Origin of the sequence: Enterobacter cloacae complex sp. 342H5, assembly GCF_050030905.1 — a bacterium.
Classification (GTDB): Bacteria; Pseudomonadota; Gammaproteobacteria; order Enterobacterales; family Enterobacteriaceae; genus Enterobacter; species Enterobacter intestinihominis.
In genome coordinates this window covers 91,817-107,211 of sequence record NZ_JBLGVB010000002.1, presented here as the reverse complement: position 1 = coordinate 107,211, position 15,395 = coordinate 91,817, and the positions used below count along the sequence as shown (strand labels likewise).

The 15,395-nt window shown below is 49.1% G+C and carries 16 protein-coding genes and 1 pseudogene; 13 read left to right on the top strand and 4 right to left on the bottom strand.

Annotated features, from left to right (window positions below):
• The first annotated feature begins 166 nt into the window (after nt 1-166).
• From ACQG03_RS22385 to ACQG03_RS22350, 8 genes are all read left to right on the top strand, one after another.
• On the top strand, nt 167-748 hold the full coding sequence (locus ACQG03_RS22385; RefSeq protein ID WP_000254137.1) for a tellurium resistance-associated protein TerZ: 582 nt from the start codon (nt 167-169) through the stop codon (nt 746-748).
• Nucleotides 748-1,905: a TerD family protein gene (locus tag ACQG03_RS22380; protein ID WP_044704557.1), complete on the top strand. Its 1,158-nt coding sequence runs from the start codon at nt 748-750 to the stop codon at nt 1,903-1,905. Before ACQG03_RS22385 ends, ACQG03_RS22380 begins: the two co-directional genes overlap by 1 nt.
• Before the next feature lie 22 nt (nt 1,906-1,927).
• Nucleotides 1,928-2,383, top strand: a complete 456-nt coding sequence (locus ACQG03_RS22375; protein ID WP_000007449.1) for a tellurite resistance TerB family protein — start codon at nt 1,928-1,930, stop codon at nt 2,381-2,383.
• 22 nt (nt 2,384-2,405) lie between these two features.
• A complete protein-coding gene (gene terC, locus ACQG03_RS22370) occupies nt 2,406-3,446 on the top strand; it encodes a tellurium resistance membrane protein TerC (RefSeq protein WP_000255079.1) in 1,041 nt (346 codons plus the stop codon).
• A gap of 48 nt (nt 3,447-3,494) precedes the next feature.
• Nucleotides 3,495-4,073, top strand: a complete 579-nt coding sequence (gene terD / locus ACQG03_RS22365; protein ID WP_000116680.1) for a tellurium resistance membrane protein TerD — start codon at nt 3,495-3,497, stop codon at nt 4,071-4,073.
• 68 nt (nt 4,074-4,141) lie between these two features.
• Nucleotides 4,142-4,717 (top strand): TerD family protein, encoded by a 576-nt coding sequence (locus ACQG03_RS22360; RefSeq protein WP_000301247.1) that lies wholly within the window; start codon nt 4,142-4,144, stop codon nt 4,715-4,717.
• 428 nt (nt 4,718-5,145) lie between these two features.
• Complete coding sequence (locus ACQG03_RS22355; protein WP_001053340.1) at nt 5,146-6,387, top strand: vWA domain-containing protein; 1,242 nt, start codon at nt 5,146-5,148, stop codon at nt 6,385-6,387.
• Between the two features lie 90 nt (nt 6,388-6,477).
• Entirely contained in the window at nt 6,478-6,933 is a 456-nt protein-coding gene (locus ACQG03_RS22350) for a hypothetical protein (RefSeq protein ID WP_000374058.1), read from the top strand.
• A gap of 240 nt (nt 6,934-7,173) precedes the next feature.
• On the opposite strand, the gene ACQG03_RS22345 is transcribed toward ACQG03_RS22350, so the two are convergent.
• On the bottom strand, nt 7,174-7,365 hold the full coding sequence (locus ACQG03_RS22345) for a DUF7706 family protein (protein ID WP_000398479.1): 192 nt from the start codon (nt 7,363-7,365) through the stop codon (nt 7,174-7,176).
• Between the two features lie 91 nt (nt 7,366-7,456).
• Nucleotides 7,457-7,798, bottom strand: coding sequence for a hypothetical protein (locus ACQG03_RS22340; RefSeq protein WP_001151572.1), 342 nt, complete (start codon nt 7,796-7,798; stop codon nt 7,457-7,459).
• Between the two features lie 625 nt (nt 7,799-8,423).
• Between ACQG03_RS22340 and ACQG03_RS22335 the strand changes: the two are divergent.
• Both ACQG03_RS22335 and ACQG03_RS22330 read left to right on the top strand, forming a co-directional pair.
• Nucleotides 8,424-8,644, top strand: a pseudogene (locus tag ACQG03_RS22335) (type I restriction-modification system subunit M N-terminal domain-containing protein); the annotation flags it as partial.
• 140 nt (nt 8,645-8,784) lie between these two features.
• Complete coding sequence (locus tag ACQG03_RS22330) at nt 8,785-9,039, top strand: hypothetical protein (protein ID WP_000880375.1); 255 nt, start codon at nt 8,785-8,787, stop codon at nt 9,037-9,039.
• Nucleotides 9,040-9,041: 2 nt separating this feature from the next.
• Here ACQG03_RS22330 and ACQG03_RS22325 read toward each other — a convergent pair whose 3' ends face one another.
• Together ACQG03_RS22325 and ACQG03_RS22320 are read right to left on the bottom strand one after the other, a co-directional pair.
• On the bottom strand, nt 9,042-11,081 hold the full coding sequence (locus tag ACQG03_RS22325) for an ATP-dependent helicase (protein WP_426726159.1): 2,040 nt from the start codon (nt 11,079-11,081) through the stop codon (nt 9,042-9,044).
• Nucleotides 11,078-12,064, bottom strand: coding sequence for a hypothetical protein (locus tag ACQG03_RS22320; protein WP_000211823.1), 987 nt, complete (start codon nt 12,062-12,064; stop codon nt 11,078-11,080). Before ACQG03_RS22320 ends, ACQG03_RS22325 begins: the two co-directional genes overlap by 4 nt.
• 881 nt (nt 12,065-12,945) lie before the next feature.
• Here ACQG03_RS22320 and ACQG03_RS22315 point away from each other — a divergent pair.
• The 3 genes from ACQG03_RS22315 to ACQG03_RS22305 all read left to right on the top strand — a co-directional run bounded on the left by ACQG03_RS22315 (nt 12,946) and on the right by ACQG03_RS22305 (nt 15,392).
• On the top strand, nt 12,946-13,377 hold the full coding sequence (locus ACQG03_RS22315) for a hypothetical protein (RefSeq protein WP_011152969.1): 432 nt from the start codon (nt 12,946-12,948) through the stop codon (nt 13,375-13,377).
• Between the two features lie 658 nt (nt 13,378-14,035).
• Nucleotides 14,036-14,692 (top strand): trypsin-like serine protease, encoded by a 657-nt coding sequence (locus ACQG03_RS22310; RefSeq protein WP_000462754.1) that lies wholly within the window; start codon nt 14,036-14,038, stop codon nt 14,690-14,692.
• Nucleotides 14,693-14,894: 202 nt separating this feature from the next.
• Nucleotides 14,895-15,392, top strand: a complete 498-nt coding sequence (locus ACQG03_RS22305; protein ID WP_000340139.1) for a membrane protein — start codon at nt 14,895-14,897, stop codon at nt 15,390-15,392.
• Nucleotides 15,393-15,395 lie beyond the last annotated feature (3 nt).

Sequence of the window (15,395 nt, the reverse complement as noted above, 5' to 3'; positions counted from 1 at the left end):
ATTAAACTTAGAAAATTAACACCCTGAAAAGGATTTCTTTTTGTGTTTTTACAGAAAACTACCAAAATTTCCCTTGTCAGAGAACTTCATCATGATATGATTTTCTTCGTCAGTTACTAAATATACCTTTGATTGTCTCGGTCATTACCATTTTAAGGAATAAAACATGGTTTCATTAGTTAAGAACCAGACGGTATCACTCAGCAAAGAATCATCTGCATTAAGCCAGCTTCATTTCGGTCTCGGTTGGGATCCGGTTAAGAAAAAAGGTCTTCTTGGAGGATTGTTTGGAGGCAACGACTCAATCGATCTCGATGCTGGCTGCGTATTAATGGACAGCACCGGTAAAACAATTGACACCATCTGGTTCCGCAAACTGGAATCCACCTGCGGCGCTGTTGTGCACAGTGGCGATAACCTGACCGGTGAAGGTGACGGTGACGATGAGGTGATTAATGTCAACCTCTCCCGACTGCCTGCAAACGTTGAATACCTGGCGTTTACGGTAAACAGCTTCCGTGGTCAGTCGTTCAATGACGTCGAAAACGCGTTCTGCCGCGTTGTCGATCAAACCGGCAAAGAGCTGGCTCGCTACAAGCTGACTGAGCAGGGCTCACATACCGGGATCGTTATTTCTTCGCTGCGCCGTAATAACGGCAACTGGGACTTTACCGCCCTTGGCCATGCCTGTCGCGGCCGCACAATTGACGATATGCACTCCGATATCGTTTCAGCGGTTATTCGCTAATGAACCTGACGCCGGGGGGCAATGCCCCCGTTCCAGCCCAGGAGTTGCGGGTCCGGATCACCTCGGGCGGCCAGGTGGATGCTTCGGCGTTTCGCCTGTATGCCGACGGGAAGGTGCAGGGTGATGCGGACATGGTGTTTTATGGTCAGCCACGTAACGATGATGGTACCGTCAGCCTGGTCAGTGAAGGCCAGTACTCAACCTTTACTGTCGCGCTCAACCGGCTGAAACCTGATGTCCAGAAAATTGCGTTCACCGTGACCTGTGACGGTGGGCAGACGGCGTCCGGTCTTCGTAATCTTTCCATCGACGTGGAGCAAGGGGCTACCGGCCTGGTTAGCGGCAGTGTCGAACTGAGCGGCCGTCAGGAAGCAGCCTTAATTCTGGGTGAATTTTACCGTCGTAATAATGACTGGAAATTCCGCTTCGTTGCGCAGGGGTTCAACGGTGGACTTAAACCGCTGGCAGAGCATTTCGGCGTAAATATTGCCGACGAACCGGCTCCCGCAGCCCCGACTCCTCCGGTTGTAACCCCTCCGCCAGTTGAGACAAAAATCAGCCTGAGCAAGGTATCGCTGACAAAAGAGAAGCCTGCAATCAGCCTGACCAAACGGGATAACTTCGGTGAAATCCGGATCAACCTGAACTGGCACCGGGGCAGCGGCAAATCAGGCTTTGCAGGCATGTTCGGCTCCAAAGGAATCGACCTGGATCTGGGGGCCTTTGTTGAGCTTCAGGACGGGTATAAATCGGTCATTCAGGCGCTCGGTAATGCATTCGGTGATTATCGCGATGAACCGTATGTTCAGCTCAAGGGCGATGACCGGACGGGTGATGTATCAGACGGCGAGTGGCTGCATATCAATGGACGTGAATGGAAGCATATCCGCGAAGTGCTGATTTACGCCTTTATTTATGAAGGTGTTCCCAGCTGGGACAAGACTGATGGTGTGGTCACCATTCATGTGCCGGATCAACCGCCCATTGAGACCCGCCTGACCGAAGGTGAAAACCGTCGCACATTGTGCGCCATTGCCAGACTCGTAAACGAAAACGGCGCAATTAAAGTCGAGCGAATTAACCAGTACTTCAAAGGCCAGGACGAAATGGACCGGGCATTTGGCTGGGGATTTCGCTGGAGCGCCGGTTCTAAATAACACAGCAACAAAGGAAACAGGTATGAGCTTTTTCGACAAAGTTAAAGGTGCCATTAACTCAGGCCGTGACGAACTGACCCGCCAGGTTGGCCGTTTCAAAAACAAAAAATTCATGCAGGGCACCGTTGCTGTATGTGCCCGTATTGCCGTATCGAGTGACGGCGTAAGTTCGGAAGAAAAGCAGAAAATGATGGGCTTTCTGCGCTCTTCAGAAGAGCTGAAGGTCTTCGATACCAATGAGGTGATTGAGTTCTTCAATAAACTGGTTTCAAGCTTCGATTTCGATGTTGAAATCGGCAAGGGCGAAACCATGAAATACATCCTGGCGCTGAAAGATCAGCCTGAGGCCGCTCAGCTGGCCTTACGTGTTGGTATTGCCGTTGCGAAAAGTGACGGTAACTTCGATCAGGACGAGAAACTGGCCTCCCGCGAGATCGCTATCGCGTTGGGCTTCGACCCGGCTGAATTTGGCCTCTGATCCACATCCCTAAGGGTAAAATATGGTTTCCACACACATCGGCTTCCCGACTGAAACGGTCATTGTTTTTATTGCGCTTTCAGTCGGTGCCATCTTTATTGACCTGTTTATGCACCGTGATGACAAGCCTATTTCGCTGAAGAGTGCGGCGCTCTGGTCCGTATTCTGGGTTGTGGTTGCGATGGCATTTGCCGGTTTCCTCTATATCCACCACGGTGCTGAGGTTGCCAGTCTGTTTGTTACGGGTTATGCGCTGGAGAAAGTGCTGTCGGTCGATAACCTGTTCGTCATGATGGCCATCTTCTCCTGGTTCGCCGTTCCGGATCGTTATCGCCACCGTGTTCTCTACTGGGGGATCATTGGTGCCATTGTCTTCAGGGGCATCTTTGTCGCCATCGGTACGAGCCTGCTGAGTCTGGGGCCGTATGTTGAAGTTGTCTTCGCTATTATCGTTGCCTGGACAGCGGTCATGATGCTTAAAAGCGGTGATGACGATGATGAAATTGAGGATTACTCCCAGCATCTGGCTTACCGCATGGTTAAACGCTTCTTCCCTATCTGGCCGAAGCTCAGAGGGCATGCCTTCCTGCTTAACCAGAAGGAAGTGGATGCTGAACTGGCGAAACCAGAAAACAGCGATGTCACCATTGGCCGTGGTAAAAAAGCGGCGCTGTATGCGACCCCGCTGTTCCTGTGTGTGGCTGTGGTTGAACTCTCGGACGTAATGTTCGCGTTTGACTCGGTACCGGCAATCATTGCCGTCAGTCGTGAACCGCTTATCGTCTATAGTGCCATGATGTTTGCTATCCTGGGCCTGCGTACTCTGTACTTTGTCCTTGAGGCACTGAAACAGTACCTGGTTCATCTGGAGAAGGCCGTTATCGTGCTGCTGTTCTTCATCGCGGCAAAACTCGGCCTGAATGCGACCGATCACATCTGGCATCATGGTTACAGCATCGCGGCAACAACCAGCCTGTATGTTGTACTGGGTGTACTGGCGCTGGGCATTCTCGCAAGCGTCATGTTCCCGGGCAAACCTGAATCTGAGGAAAAGGGGAGTTAATCCCCTTAAGTGTTAACCTGAACAATTACTAATCGAAGAGGTTATTTTATGAGTGTTTCTCTTTCCAAAGGCGGGAACGTCTCCCTAAGTAAAGCAGCTCCGTCAATGAAAAACGTCCTGGTGGGCCTTGGCTGGGATGCGCGTTCAACAGACGGTCAGGACTTTGACCTGGATGCTTCAGCATTCCTGCTGGCCTCAAACGGCAAAGTGCGCGGCGATTCAGATTTCATCTTCTATAACAACCTGACGTCATCCGACGGTTCCGTAACGCACACCGGCGATAACCGCACCGGTGAGGGCGATGGTGATGATGAATCGCTGAAAATTAAACTGGACGCCGTCCCGTCTGAAGTTGACAAGATCATCTTCGTTGTGACCATCCACGATGCTCAGGCTCGTCGCCAGAGCTTTGGTCAGGTATCCGGTGCGTTTATTCGTCTGGTTAATGACGATAACCAGACTGAAGTTGCTCGCTACGATCTGACCGAAGATGCGTCCACTGAGACTGCCATGCTGTTCGGCGAGCTGTATCGCCACAATGGTGAGTGGAAATTCCGCGCAGTAGGTCAGGGTTATGCTGGTGGTCTGGCATCTGTATGTGCTCAGTACGGCATTAACGCGTCCTGATCAAAAAGTAACTTTTCTACCCGGGGCTGTTAATGCAGCCCTCATTCAACTGTTTGCAGGAGCTAAAAATGGCAGTTTCTCTCGTAAAAGGCGGCAATGTATCTCTGACCAAAGAAGCACCAACCATGAATGTTGCTATGGTTGGCCTAGGCTGGGATGCCCGTGTAACCGATGGTCAGGGTTTTGACCTGGACGCTTCCGTGTTCGCAGTAGGCGAAGACGGTAAAGTGTTGTCAGATGCGCATTTCATTTTCTTCAATAACAAAACCAGCCCTGATGGCGCGGTAGAGCACCAGGGCGACAACCGTACCGGTGAAGGCGACGGCGACGATGAGCAGGTCAAAATCGATCTGACCAAAGTCTCAGCAGATATCAAAAAACTGGTGTTTGCCGTTACCATCTATGATGCAGAAGCGCGTAAACAAAACTTCGGCATGGTGAGCAACAGCTTCATGCGCGTTTACAACAACGACAACGGCACGGAAATTGCCCGTTTCGATCTGTCTGAAGATGCCTCAACCGAAACCGCTATGGTCTTCGGTGAACTGTATCGTCATGGCGCTGAGTGGAAGTTTAAAGCTGTCGGTCAGGGCTTTGCCGGTGGCCTGGCGGCTCTTGCCTCCCAGCACGGCGTTAACATCTAAAATAACGCTGAATCATACCCCGGCAATGCCGGGGTTTTTTTTGGTTGCGATCCGCTATCAGGAGGGGGGGGGCAGAAAGGGTTCGGGAATCTCAGAAAGCAGAGAGATGTTAATTCTGACGTGAGCCTTTTAAAGGCAGGAAACGGATTTTTCTCTGGTTGCTGGTTAAAGCCTGTATTCCGTGCCTTATATCAACAGCATGCCCCTCTGATATATGTTACGTTTGCGACTTATGAAGGCACGGGTTCTGGAAGATAAAATACCCGACCAATGGAAATTCCAATTCAACAGGTATAGAAACTTCAACGTGATGAAATATGGTGTCACACCATATATACGCCTCACCAGAAATCCAGCGTCCTGAACTAAGCCAGGGGAACCTATATAAACGCTGCGCTTTAAAATAATCAAAAATCAGGAGAGTTAATGTGAATCTACAATCCGGACAAAACATACCACTTCAGCAATCTGCGATCAGGCTGAATCTTCAGTACCCTACCAAATCCGGCTTTAAAGGCGAACCCGATACCTGCCTGTTCCTGCTTAATGCTCAGGGAAAGGTCAGCGGCGATTCTGACTTTATCTTTTACAATAATCTGTCTTCTCCTGAAGGGGCAGTAAAGCTCGTTACCGGTTCTCAGCAGTCCAGCATTGAGATAGCACTGGATCGTGTTCCTGCGAACATCAGTAAAATTGCAATCACAGTTGTCATTGATGGTGAAGATACCATCAGTGGGCTCAGTTCGTTGAGCATGCAGGCTCAAGGAATCGCTGAGTTCCAGGCTGAGACTCAGGGCCGCAGTGAGAAAGCAATTATCCTGGGTGAAGTATATCGGCACAATGGCGCCTGGAAGCTTCGTGCGCTCGGGCAGGGTTTCAACGGTGGTCTTGAGCCTCTGGCCATTAGCTATGGCGTTGATGTCGCACAGCCAGCTCCGCAGCCAGCAAAGCCTGCTCGTATCAGTCTGGAAAAGAAACTGGAAACCAGATCTCCGCGCCTTGTAAGCCTCGCTAAAAAAGCCTCGGTCAGTCTTACTAAAAATAAACTGGACACCCTTGAGGCAGCGGTTGCATTTGTACTTGACGCATCCGGCTCAATGAGTGGCCAGTTCAGTAAGGGTAACGTTCAGTCTGTGCTGGACCGCATCGCCGTTCTTGCCGCCCAGTTCGACGACGACGGTGAAATGGATGTCTGGGGATTTGGAGAGAAGCATAAGAAGTATCCAAACGTCACACTGGACAACCTGGACACATATATTCAGTCCATTCGCGGGGCTGGAAAGCGTTCAGCCTGGGAGAACCTGCCGGGCCTCGGAGGGACAAACAACGAGCCTCCTGTGATGGAAGAAATAGTCGACTACTTTAAGGACTCGAAAATCCCGGTGTATGTTGTATTTATTACCGATGGCGGGATCAGCAAGACCCGGGCGATTAAAGATGCAATCCGGCGTTCTGCCAACTACCCCATCTTCTGGAAGTTTGTCGGCCTGGGTGGTTCAAGCTACGGTATCCTCAAAAATCTGGATGACTTTACTGACCGCCGGGTTGATAACACCCACTTCTTTGCCATGGATGATTTCGGTTCGATTAGCGATGAAAAGTTATATGATAATCTACTGGAAGAATTCAGACCGTGGATCGATGAAACAAAAAGGTTAGGCATCCTTTAATACGCACAGTTTGAGCTTGGTTGAATGAGCTCTACAGCAGCTTAATACTGTAGAGCCTTTGTTCATTGGAAATCGTACAGGGAGGCGCATATGGACCGCATCAAGTACCTGAAATGGATAGCTGAAGAATCACCAAGTACGGCTCAGCAGCTGGTGGCCTGGTTAAACAGAGCAAGGCACTATACGCCCGACATGAAAGAGCATCAGGCAGGTGTACAGATTCAAGAAAAGGGGATTGTTGTAGGGCTTAGACAAAGTACTAATCGTTATCATGGAGATTGTCTGACCATACATGTGGTACGGCTTCCGGAAGAAATACAAAACAAGGGATGGTTTAAGTCTTTTCTGAAGCTTTGCTGTGAATCGAATCCCTGGTGCGATGTTGTAATAGAAGACGTGAAAAACCCATATTTATTAAGCTTTTGTAAGAAACTAAACTTTACTGTATTAGATGAATTTTACCCGAATACTTACATAGTAAACACAGATGCCATTATGAGTTTACCTATCCCACCCTTAGGGAGATACGAAACCTATCTTTATTAAACCTGCGAACCTTTACCGGTTGCGTGGGGAGCGGATGGACTTCGGCTAAAGAAAAATCACATCGTCTATTTTGACCAGAAAAAGCTAATCTGCTTGATGTAATGCAGAAACGCATTACATTAATATCTTCTCCCAACAATCACCTGAACAATTCCCTGATTGCTTTTCACCTCATACCAGTGCTGGCTCATAGTTAGTCCTTAAGCAAATTTGTTATCGGAATAAAGAACGAAGCCAGCCTCATCGAGGCGCATAACCTTCTTCCCTTAACGCCTGTTGTAATTTTTCAATTGCGCTTTTCATTACCCAGGCTTCTTCGTCACTCACAGCACAGCCACGAAGATCGCTCCAGCTCAGACGTTTAACTAATTGAGCAAGGGCCATAGTTTCATTCTCATCAAGCTGCAAACTCAGTGTCTCAATACCTTCCACTATCTAACCTCCCTTATACTGAAAAATGGCGCTTTATTTCTGACCAGATGCCGAAGCCTTGAATGCGGCCGGAACTGCCGTTGTTTCTACTTTACAGAAATGGAATTAAAAAGTGGTGGTGCTGGGCACGTTTCTTTTCCAGTCGGGGTTTAAGCCAGAGCCGAAACTCATTCAACTTCTCAGCAGCCAAAACCGCTTCAACGGGGAAAACTTTATATTTACCCTGCTGCTGAGGTTCACCCAACCATCGCCTGATGGCTCCGTCAGTCCATAAACGAGTCTCTTTGAGCCTGGTTACAGTGACCCATTTCCTGGACCATTCATCAAATTGTCGCTGGCGATCCCGATAACGTTGTTCTTCCTGCTGACGAAGCCAGTCACGATCAACAGCGAATTTTCGGTATCCAACAAAGAGCCCTTGTACTTTGGCCATGACAACATTCCGGTTTGCTTAGAACTGTTCAGACAGACATGTCAGGGATAAAGCTGAAGAAAAAGGTACAACGAAGAATAACCAAGACATAGGCCTGCCGGGTAAGTGGTGCGGTGCACAGGACTGTCGGAAAGTACGCTCAGAGAGGGTCGTTTAAGCATGATGCACCACCGCCAGCCAGCCTTAATAATGGTAATGTACCACTGGGTTACCAGACAGACCAGTAACGCATCAAACATAAAACTGTTTTTTAAAAAACGTCAGGAACGTAGCCTGACCTTTTAACCAGTGGTGTAAAAAACATACAGATTGCTCTGAGGTATGAGGTTCAGCAACTAGCCTTGTCGACGCAGAAACATTAAGTAATCAATAGCAGCTATCGCAAACAATGGTGAAAACCACCACGTGCTTTTCAACAAGCCAAGCGGCAGAAAGAGTACAGTTGCCATCGAATAAACAAAAACACGAACCATACCATCTGTAATAAACATAGGCTATTTGCAATCTGAGGTTGGATTGTAGATTTTAGTTAGAAATGGATCAAAGTCCGTTTTGTGCAAAACTTGGTTGACAACCCTCTTTTGGAAGATGTGCCGTTTCGTGCAAAAGTTGGTTGGAGGCCAAGATGGCAGAGTTCGTAGGTTCGGCTGCTTCGCAAGCTGATTTCATTTGGAAGAACGCGGAAGACCTGTGGGGGGGGATTTCAAGCATACCGACTTCGGCAAGATCATTTTGCCGTTTACTCTGCTGCGTCGATTGGAGTGCGCACTGGAGTCTACACGGGAAGCATCGCTCGATAGCCAACCAGCCACGATTGAGTTCTTAGAAGCAGAGTTCAGTGTTGATTTCGATGCGCTGCTATCTTGACCGCCAATCAGACCCGCATGGTTCAGGTTTGTGTATGAGAGTCCCCAAATGGCTGTAGTTCTAACCAAAGCCTTGATTGAAGCCGGCCGCGCCGGAAATAGTGGGTACAGAAAAGGCAGTTGCTTGCGCTGGGCGTAAGTTACCCGCCGAAAAGCGGCTGGATCGAACGACTGATCGGCACTGAGGTATCTGACGAGCAGTACGAACGCTTTCTGGGGCACAGCACGAGCAAGCAGGCTGAACAGATCCTACGCGGAGAGCAGCCAGCCAAGGGGCTTCAGTATGCAAAGCGAGCGAAGAAGCTCGCTTCTGAAAGAAAAGCCACAATTGATCTGGATAACGAGCACCTGTCTGAAATCGAAAAGTATCGGTAGCCCTAGACTTTTAGCCGCTGAAGATCTCTTAGATACCATTGGTGAAACTTGCTGAAGTCAGCCTTCTGTTTCTCTACCGTGCTGTTATAGATCGCATCACTGGTAACCGCACAAGCAGTCCAGCCAGCCTCATAGACGAAGCGAGTAGCTATCGGTGACTTCTTCGGGGTGCTATCCCAGCGGTTTTTGAGCCACCGCGCAAGCCCTTCATCAAGAGGGACCACCAGATTTAGCTGCTGTTTTGTGCGAGTGATACCGACATAAAACAGCCGACGTTCCTCCTCGATTTCCTCTTCGGCCGGAGGGGTGTTCATCGATGTGCGAACGCTGTAAACATCATCGGGTTTGCCGCCAGGAAATTCCTGCTCATTCAGCCCGATCAGTATTACGTTATCCCACTCCAGCCCCTTGGAACCATGCAGTGTGGAAAGGATGAAGGGATCGCAGTCAGTAGCAGCCTCGCCTGGATTCAAGATAAGGTTTAAAAACGTGCGGGAATCGATCTTACTGGAGTCAAGTAGCTCCCCGATCCTCACGACCCCTCGTTGCTGGTCGTTCGATCCAGTGCGAGTTACACCCTCAGAGCCAACACTATCAATGAAACCCTCCATACTCAGGCGTCGTAACACATCGATAGCAGGCGTTTCCTCTCCGTCTTTCTGGCAGATAGTGGCGAGCCTGCCCAGCCGATCTTTTTGGTATTGTGCGCCCTCGAATAACTGACCTAGAGCAGACCATAGGTCGGCGTGCGGAGCCATCAATCCACTGAGCGCCGCTTTGAATTGCCCTTTCTGCCATCTAAAACCAGCCTCCTTCAGAAAGCCGTAAACAATCGCTTGTTTGTTGGGATGGTTTTCCAGTAGCCGCAGATCGCCGTACACAGACAGCAAGACGCCAACTACCAGTATCCCGATTTCGGTGCGGGTGTGTAATGAGCTTGAACCATTGAGGTAGCGATAAGGTAGCCCACACAGGCGTAAAGCAATTTCCGCCTCAGCAAGGTTCGCCTTAGTGCGGGACAATATGGCTTGTGTTCCACTGCTCACCGAGAGGTTTGATAGCACCTTGGATAGGCAGTTATCAAAGTGCAATCTGACCTCTGTTTTGGGGGTGCTAGGATGACTGACACAAAGCTTGGTCAGCTTTGTAGAGTTGCGCCGAATTACCGAGTTAGCCATCAAGGAAAGCTCATGGCCAAATCTGAACGTGCATGACAGTTGAAACACCTTCGTATTCGGGTAGTGCCTTTCAAACAGTCCGCCGATAAAGTCTGGTCGAGCACCACGCCACTCATAAATACACTGGTTAACATCACCAACAGCCATAACCGACGTATCCGACTTAGATAGCAAGCGGGTCATGTCATGCTGTATCAGGTTAACGTCCTGATATTCATCAACAATGATGTGCTTGAAGTGGGCACCAAGGCTGCTGTCATTACGCAACAGTGCGACAGCCTCAATCAAACAGTCATCAAAGGTTCGCAGACTGTTTTCCTCCAGCAGCTCACAATAGCGGCCATAGGCGTGAATAAACTCCCGTTTGATGTTGCTGAACGTTGGATCATTGGCAGCATCAACAGGAGTTACGGCCGCCGCCCGGCAGCGAGCAATAAACAGCTCGAAGTTTTCAATTTCATTGGGGTCAATATAATTCGCCTCATGGTCAAAGCCATAGCGGTAGGCTTGCTTTACCAGTTGCTCATAGCGGTAGTCGCTTGGAGTAATGAGGTCTTTCTTCTTGATTATCTGTTGGCGTTCTCCGTAACCAACAATCTTTAAGGCCAAGCTGTGGAACGTGCGGATTTCTGGAATCACGCTCGACATCAGTGCCGTCTTCAAGTTCTCCGTGAAGCTCACCTGCGCCGACTTGTTGTACATCAGGATCAGAATGGAGCGAGGATCAGTTCCCGTCTTGACCAGCCGCTCAACGCGCTTTACAAGTGTGGTTGTTTTCCCGCTACCAGGTACGGCTTTTACCAACGCATGTCCGGTGTCATGGCTGACAATACTTTTCTGCTCCCAAGTCAGTCTTTTGGTCATGCCTTAACCTTGTAATTGGCGCACTGACGGGCCTCGGTGTAGGGAACGATCTTTGCCTTACTGTGACATTGCAGATAGCCATCCTCCCATCGGCCTGCTTGCTCGCACATAATGCAGTTGGGAAATAGTGAATGAGGATCGGCGTGACGGATAAAAGCTCGTAAGTTATCAGCCAGCTCAGCGGCCCCTAACGATCTAGGCCATGTGTTCACGTCAGAATTGATTGTTAAATCCACTTCAGCGAGCGGCATCGTTTGTTCGTTGAGTCGGCCGGAACCACTTAAACTCCAGACAGACATATCCACGTTACCTACTGAGCAGACGCCGCTACAGGTGTCCACAGATTGAAACGGGGGAAGCCAGTTGAATACTCTCAGGATCTTCTCCTTGATCGAGTAGGCCCCGGTAAGCAACATCTGAATATCAGAGGCAGATTGGACCTTAAACTCAAGAATCGGGATACCGGCTTCGATCTTGTCTTGAGAGCAGGGGTGTGTGACACAAATCTCTACGTAGCAACGCCTTTCGCCAGTCGTATCATACAACATCACGTCTGGTCGCAGCCCTGTGACCTTATCGTGTTTTTCCAGCTCTGCCTGATCGAAAAATTGAGTCAAGTTGTAGCGTGCAGGCACGGATTTTACGCACTGACGTGCTTCGTCTCTAACCAAGGCTAAACGAGAACCATTACAGGCAACCCGGCGCTCCAGCTCAAGGCTAATAGGCATTTCACGGCTGAGAGCTTGTTGGTAGCGATAGAAGAATGCTTCTTTGCCGCACTTGTGAAGATAGGTTTCAAGGGCACAGCATTCTTCCGAATGGCGAAAGTGCTTAGCGTTGAACTCGCCCATTACCGGGGTCAGGGGGCTCTTACAACCTGGGCAGGTGTAAGTATGTGAGCGCAGGGCAGCGCCAATGTGCGTGAGGGTGCCCTCGCCGTCTAGCGCGTAAGCGTATTGTATTGAGCTGGATTGAGTTGTCATGACTGCGTATCCTCCCAAAAAAATCCAGCTAAGAACAGACCTTACGGCAGGCAAATGGTAAGTAGTGCTTCTTGAAGCAGTCGAGTGTACAGCGGCTCAGTGAAAAAGCTAATCGCCCGCTCAACAACCTAGTGATACTGGTGCAGATTCGACAATGAGTTAATGCCCGGAGAGCATCTGCAAGACTTCTAGCTGGAAGGCATTCCAACCAGCCCTCGCTTCTGAAAAGCCGTCAGGAAACGGTAAAATCCAACCAAGTGAGCAACTTCACTTGATCAAAGATCTAAGGCTAGAATGATGGAATTCCAACCTTAGTTTGCAAATAGCCTAAACATATAACTTCCTCTGAGGATTTAAAAGAATTCTCAGATGTCTTGAAAGCTACTTTTTAAACTTTCTCATTCTGAGAAGCATATTTAATTTTGCTGCGTCTGCTCGTGCTGCTGCTACAGAAAGGGCTTTATGCAGTGAAACTACCACGACAAACAAACAGAACATCGACCAGAATCCATCCATTTCGTTTACCTAATCGTTGAGGTTTTTATTCGGGATATCTGGCTAAATAGGACTACACAGATACCCAGTTAAACCCCCCGCTTACATAACACTCCGGTTCCTCACCAGACGTTTTATTCTATCGCGGTCTGTGGTTATCAGAAGCTGCATAAACCGGTTATTTAGTCCGTTACGCGAAAATTATTGAGGATCCGGGCTGTTAAACTGTTCTTCCTCTTTCGCTTCCGGAGAAAAGGGGAGGTGTCACCCTGCGGCCGGGTAGTGAAAGGGATTTGACGTAATTCAGGCGAAGGGCGAACAAGACCGCAAAGGACGCCCGGGCGACCGGATACCTGCCGGGTTGTGCGAAGTAAAAACCGGAAGCAGTGATAACACAAACAGGCCCCTACAGCGTAAGGATTGTGATGGACGATAAAGAGCAATTTACGAATCTTGTGGCAAAGCATGCCTCCGGACTCACCGAAGAGCAGCTGGCCGGTTACGATGCCTGTTCCCTGGATGGTGAATGCGTCACGCCTTCATACGAGGTTTTCCGGGGGTATCGTACCCGCCATACCCTGGATGAATTTCTGGAGATGGCCATATCGCTGAATGCCATCCACCCGGATGAATATTTAACGGATATGCTGCTTAAGCCTCATGAGGTGATCGGCGCTCTGGCCGATGAAGGCGACCAGCTGAACAACGCCACCCCGGTTTATTTCTTCCCGGATACCGGCGTCTATGCAGCGGCCGTCAGTGAAACCCGGGTGCTCGATGCCTGGCTTTGCTGGCCATGCTACCCGGCGAACTGGTAACGCGGCCGTTGGAATTGCACCGGCAGGATACGAATTTAACCGACCCCGTGGCGGGAAGGTTATCACAATTGCATGTCCTCATCCCTCAAGCCCCCTGCCAGGCCCTAACGTGCTGTCAGGCTTCGCCTGATTCCCGATCTGCGCCGGTACTTCAGCCGATAACTTTTTGTTTTCTTTTTATTTTCTCCCCATTTCCTCAAAGTTCGCGGGCGGCGTGGACAGGGCACCATTGCCGCATGTGGGGTCTTAATAAGGGCAGGGTGGTCAGGTTTGCTCGATGCCGGGGGTAGGCCCTACCCTTTATGGGATGAGGACATGCAATTCACTAAATTAATCGACAGCACCGGTGGTGACTTATCTGTAACGGGTCAGTTTTGATACGGGGAATGTTTCAGGGTTAAGATCTGGAATCATAAAAATATACGCTCCCGTTCAGGACATACGACTTGAAATGGATAATGCCATTAAAGGAATTCCAGCCTTTCGTCGATAACAGTTTCTGACCATCGCCATAACCATGTCATGGAGGAGACTAACCGTGTTTCAGAGGTGAGCTGGTGCCTGGCAAAACATACAAACTCAAATATCAGGAAGCGAGTTTAGTTGTTTATAACATGCAGCCGTGTAACTGATTAGGTACCGGCAAAAGGAGGAAATAATGTTTGAAAACTACGTTTGTAAAATCTATGTAAGCAATGATCCTCATTTTAGTAGCCATCTCGAAGCAACTGCGTTTGGTTTCGATAATGGTCAGCAGCAAAAGATTCTCACCGCAGCCCATGTTGTTACCAATGCTCTTGGAAAAATTTATCCCGTCAGCAATACACTTAAACTTTACGTCAAATTTCTTAACCATCAAGGACTGGTGAACGAAGAGCCTGTTCTAGTCGATTTCATTCTCAATGAGGCTAATGACAGGGCAGACTTTAAAGACGGCATTCCGTTTGTTGACAGTGCAGAAATCGTATTACCAGCTGGAATACAACAGCCTGTAAGTAGTTACTTTAAGGTCCTGGCTCCCGCAGCTGGCATGGGTACATTGGGTGTCGGATATCCAATGAATGAGACAACAATTTCGACATTCCCTGGTGAAGTTTCAGGCATTTGGCCTTTAAATTGCTCAAATCATTCTCCCCAACATCTCACAACTCGCTTTGTAATAGCACATTTCAACACCGATGGTTGCTCTGGTGGACCCTATGTCGTCTCCGAGAATGACGAGCATTTTGTCATTGGAAGTCTGGTTGGAATAATGTCTGGAACCTGCCCAGATTCAAATCCACACATGTCTGTTCAGTCCGCTACTGATTTTTAGCAAAGTCAGTTCCAAAATGACGCTGGCACGATAGTTATTTTGGGTCTGCCCGATATGGCGTCTGCCCTTACTAACAGCAACAGCATTGAAACTGACAAACATGAACTCGAAAGTGCCACAATAGTAAGTCATGATTTCTTCATCACTTTTATGGTGCTCTTTTTCACCTATCACACAGCAAGTTATGAATACGAGGCCTGTAATGGACGCTACCGAAACTGAAGAGCTCGAAAAAATTCGCAAGAAGGCAATGGATGAAGTTACAAGTGCTCTTCAGGCGCTTGAAAATAAGTTCCCGGGTATTACTGAGGGCGCAGCAGCTTTGGCGGGGTCAGGCGTAGGCGCAGCGGCTTCCTTCGGTGCTCTCTATACGCTTGGTACAACGGGAGTGTCAGCAGCAGGCATAACCTCCGGGCTCGCTACAGCAGGGTCTATCGTCGGTGGCGGTATGGTTGCAGGCATTGCGGTATTGGCCGCACCTGTAGCTGTGTTAGGGATTGGCGGGTACGCGATAGTGAAACACAAAAAAAATGCGAAACTGACAGCCGCCCTTAGTCAGGCCATCCAAAAGCTCTACGAAGTTCAGGAAAGGTTGATGTCGAATGCGGAATATTTTAAGGCAGAAATTGCTGGCATCAAGGCAACAATCGACATGCTTACTAAGAAAGCTCCAAAAGGTAGCCTGGTCGCGGTGAGGTAAACA

What these genes read in the sequence shown, in the direction of transcription:
- ACQG03_RS22375 (WP_000007449.1), top strand. Translation starts at nt 1,928, where the DNA reads ATGAGCTTTTTCGACAAAGTTAAAGGTGCCATTAACTCAGGCCGTGAC.
- ACQG03_RS22305 (WP_000340139.1), top strand. Translation starts at nt 14,895, where the DNA reads ATGGACGCTACCGAAACTGAAGAGCTCGAAAAAATTCGCAAGAAGGCA.
- ACQG03_RS22310 (WP_000462754.1), top strand. Translation starts at nt 14,036, where the DNA reads ATGTTTGAAAACTACGTTTGTAAAATCTATGTAAGCAATGATCCTCAT.
- ACQG03_RS22325 (WP_426726159.1), bottom strand. Translation starts at nt 11,081, where the DNA reads ATGACCAAAAGACTGACTTGGGAGCAGAAAAGTATTGTCAGCCATGAC.
- ACQG03_RS22380 (WP_044704557.1), top strand. Translation starts at nt 748, where the DNA reads ATGAACCTGACGCCGGGGGGCAATGCCCCCGTTCCAGCCCAGGAGTTG.
- ACQG03_RS22350 (WP_000374058.1), top strand. Translation starts at nt 6,478, where the DNA reads ATGGACCGCATCAAGTACCTGAAATGGATAGCTGAAGAATCACCAAGT.
- ACQG03_RS22360 (WP_000301247.1), top strand. Translation starts at nt 4,142, where the DNA reads ATGGCAGTTTCTCTCGTAAAAGGCGGCAATGTATCTCTGACCAAAGAA.
- ACQG03_RS22385 (WP_000254137.1), top strand. Translation starts at nt 167, where the DNA reads ATGGTTTCATTAGTTAAGAACCAGACGGTATCACTCAGCAAAGAATCA.
- ACQG03_RS22340 (WP_001151572.1), bottom strand. Translation starts at nt 7,798, where the DNA reads ATGGCCAAAGTACAAGGGCTCTTTGTTGGATACCGAAAATTCGCTGTT.
- ACQG03_RS22320 (WP_000211823.1), bottom strand. Translation starts at nt 12,064, where the DNA reads ATGACAACTCAATCCAGCTCAATACAATACGCTTACGCGCTAGACGGC.
- terD (WP_000116680.1), top strand. Translation starts at nt 3,495, where the DNA reads ATGAGTGTTTCTCTTTCCAAAGGCGGGAACGTCTCCCTAAGTAAAGCA.
- terC (WP_000255079.1), top strand. Translation starts at nt 2,406, where the DNA reads ATGGTTTCCACACACATCGGCTTCCCGACTGAAACGGTCATTGTTTTT.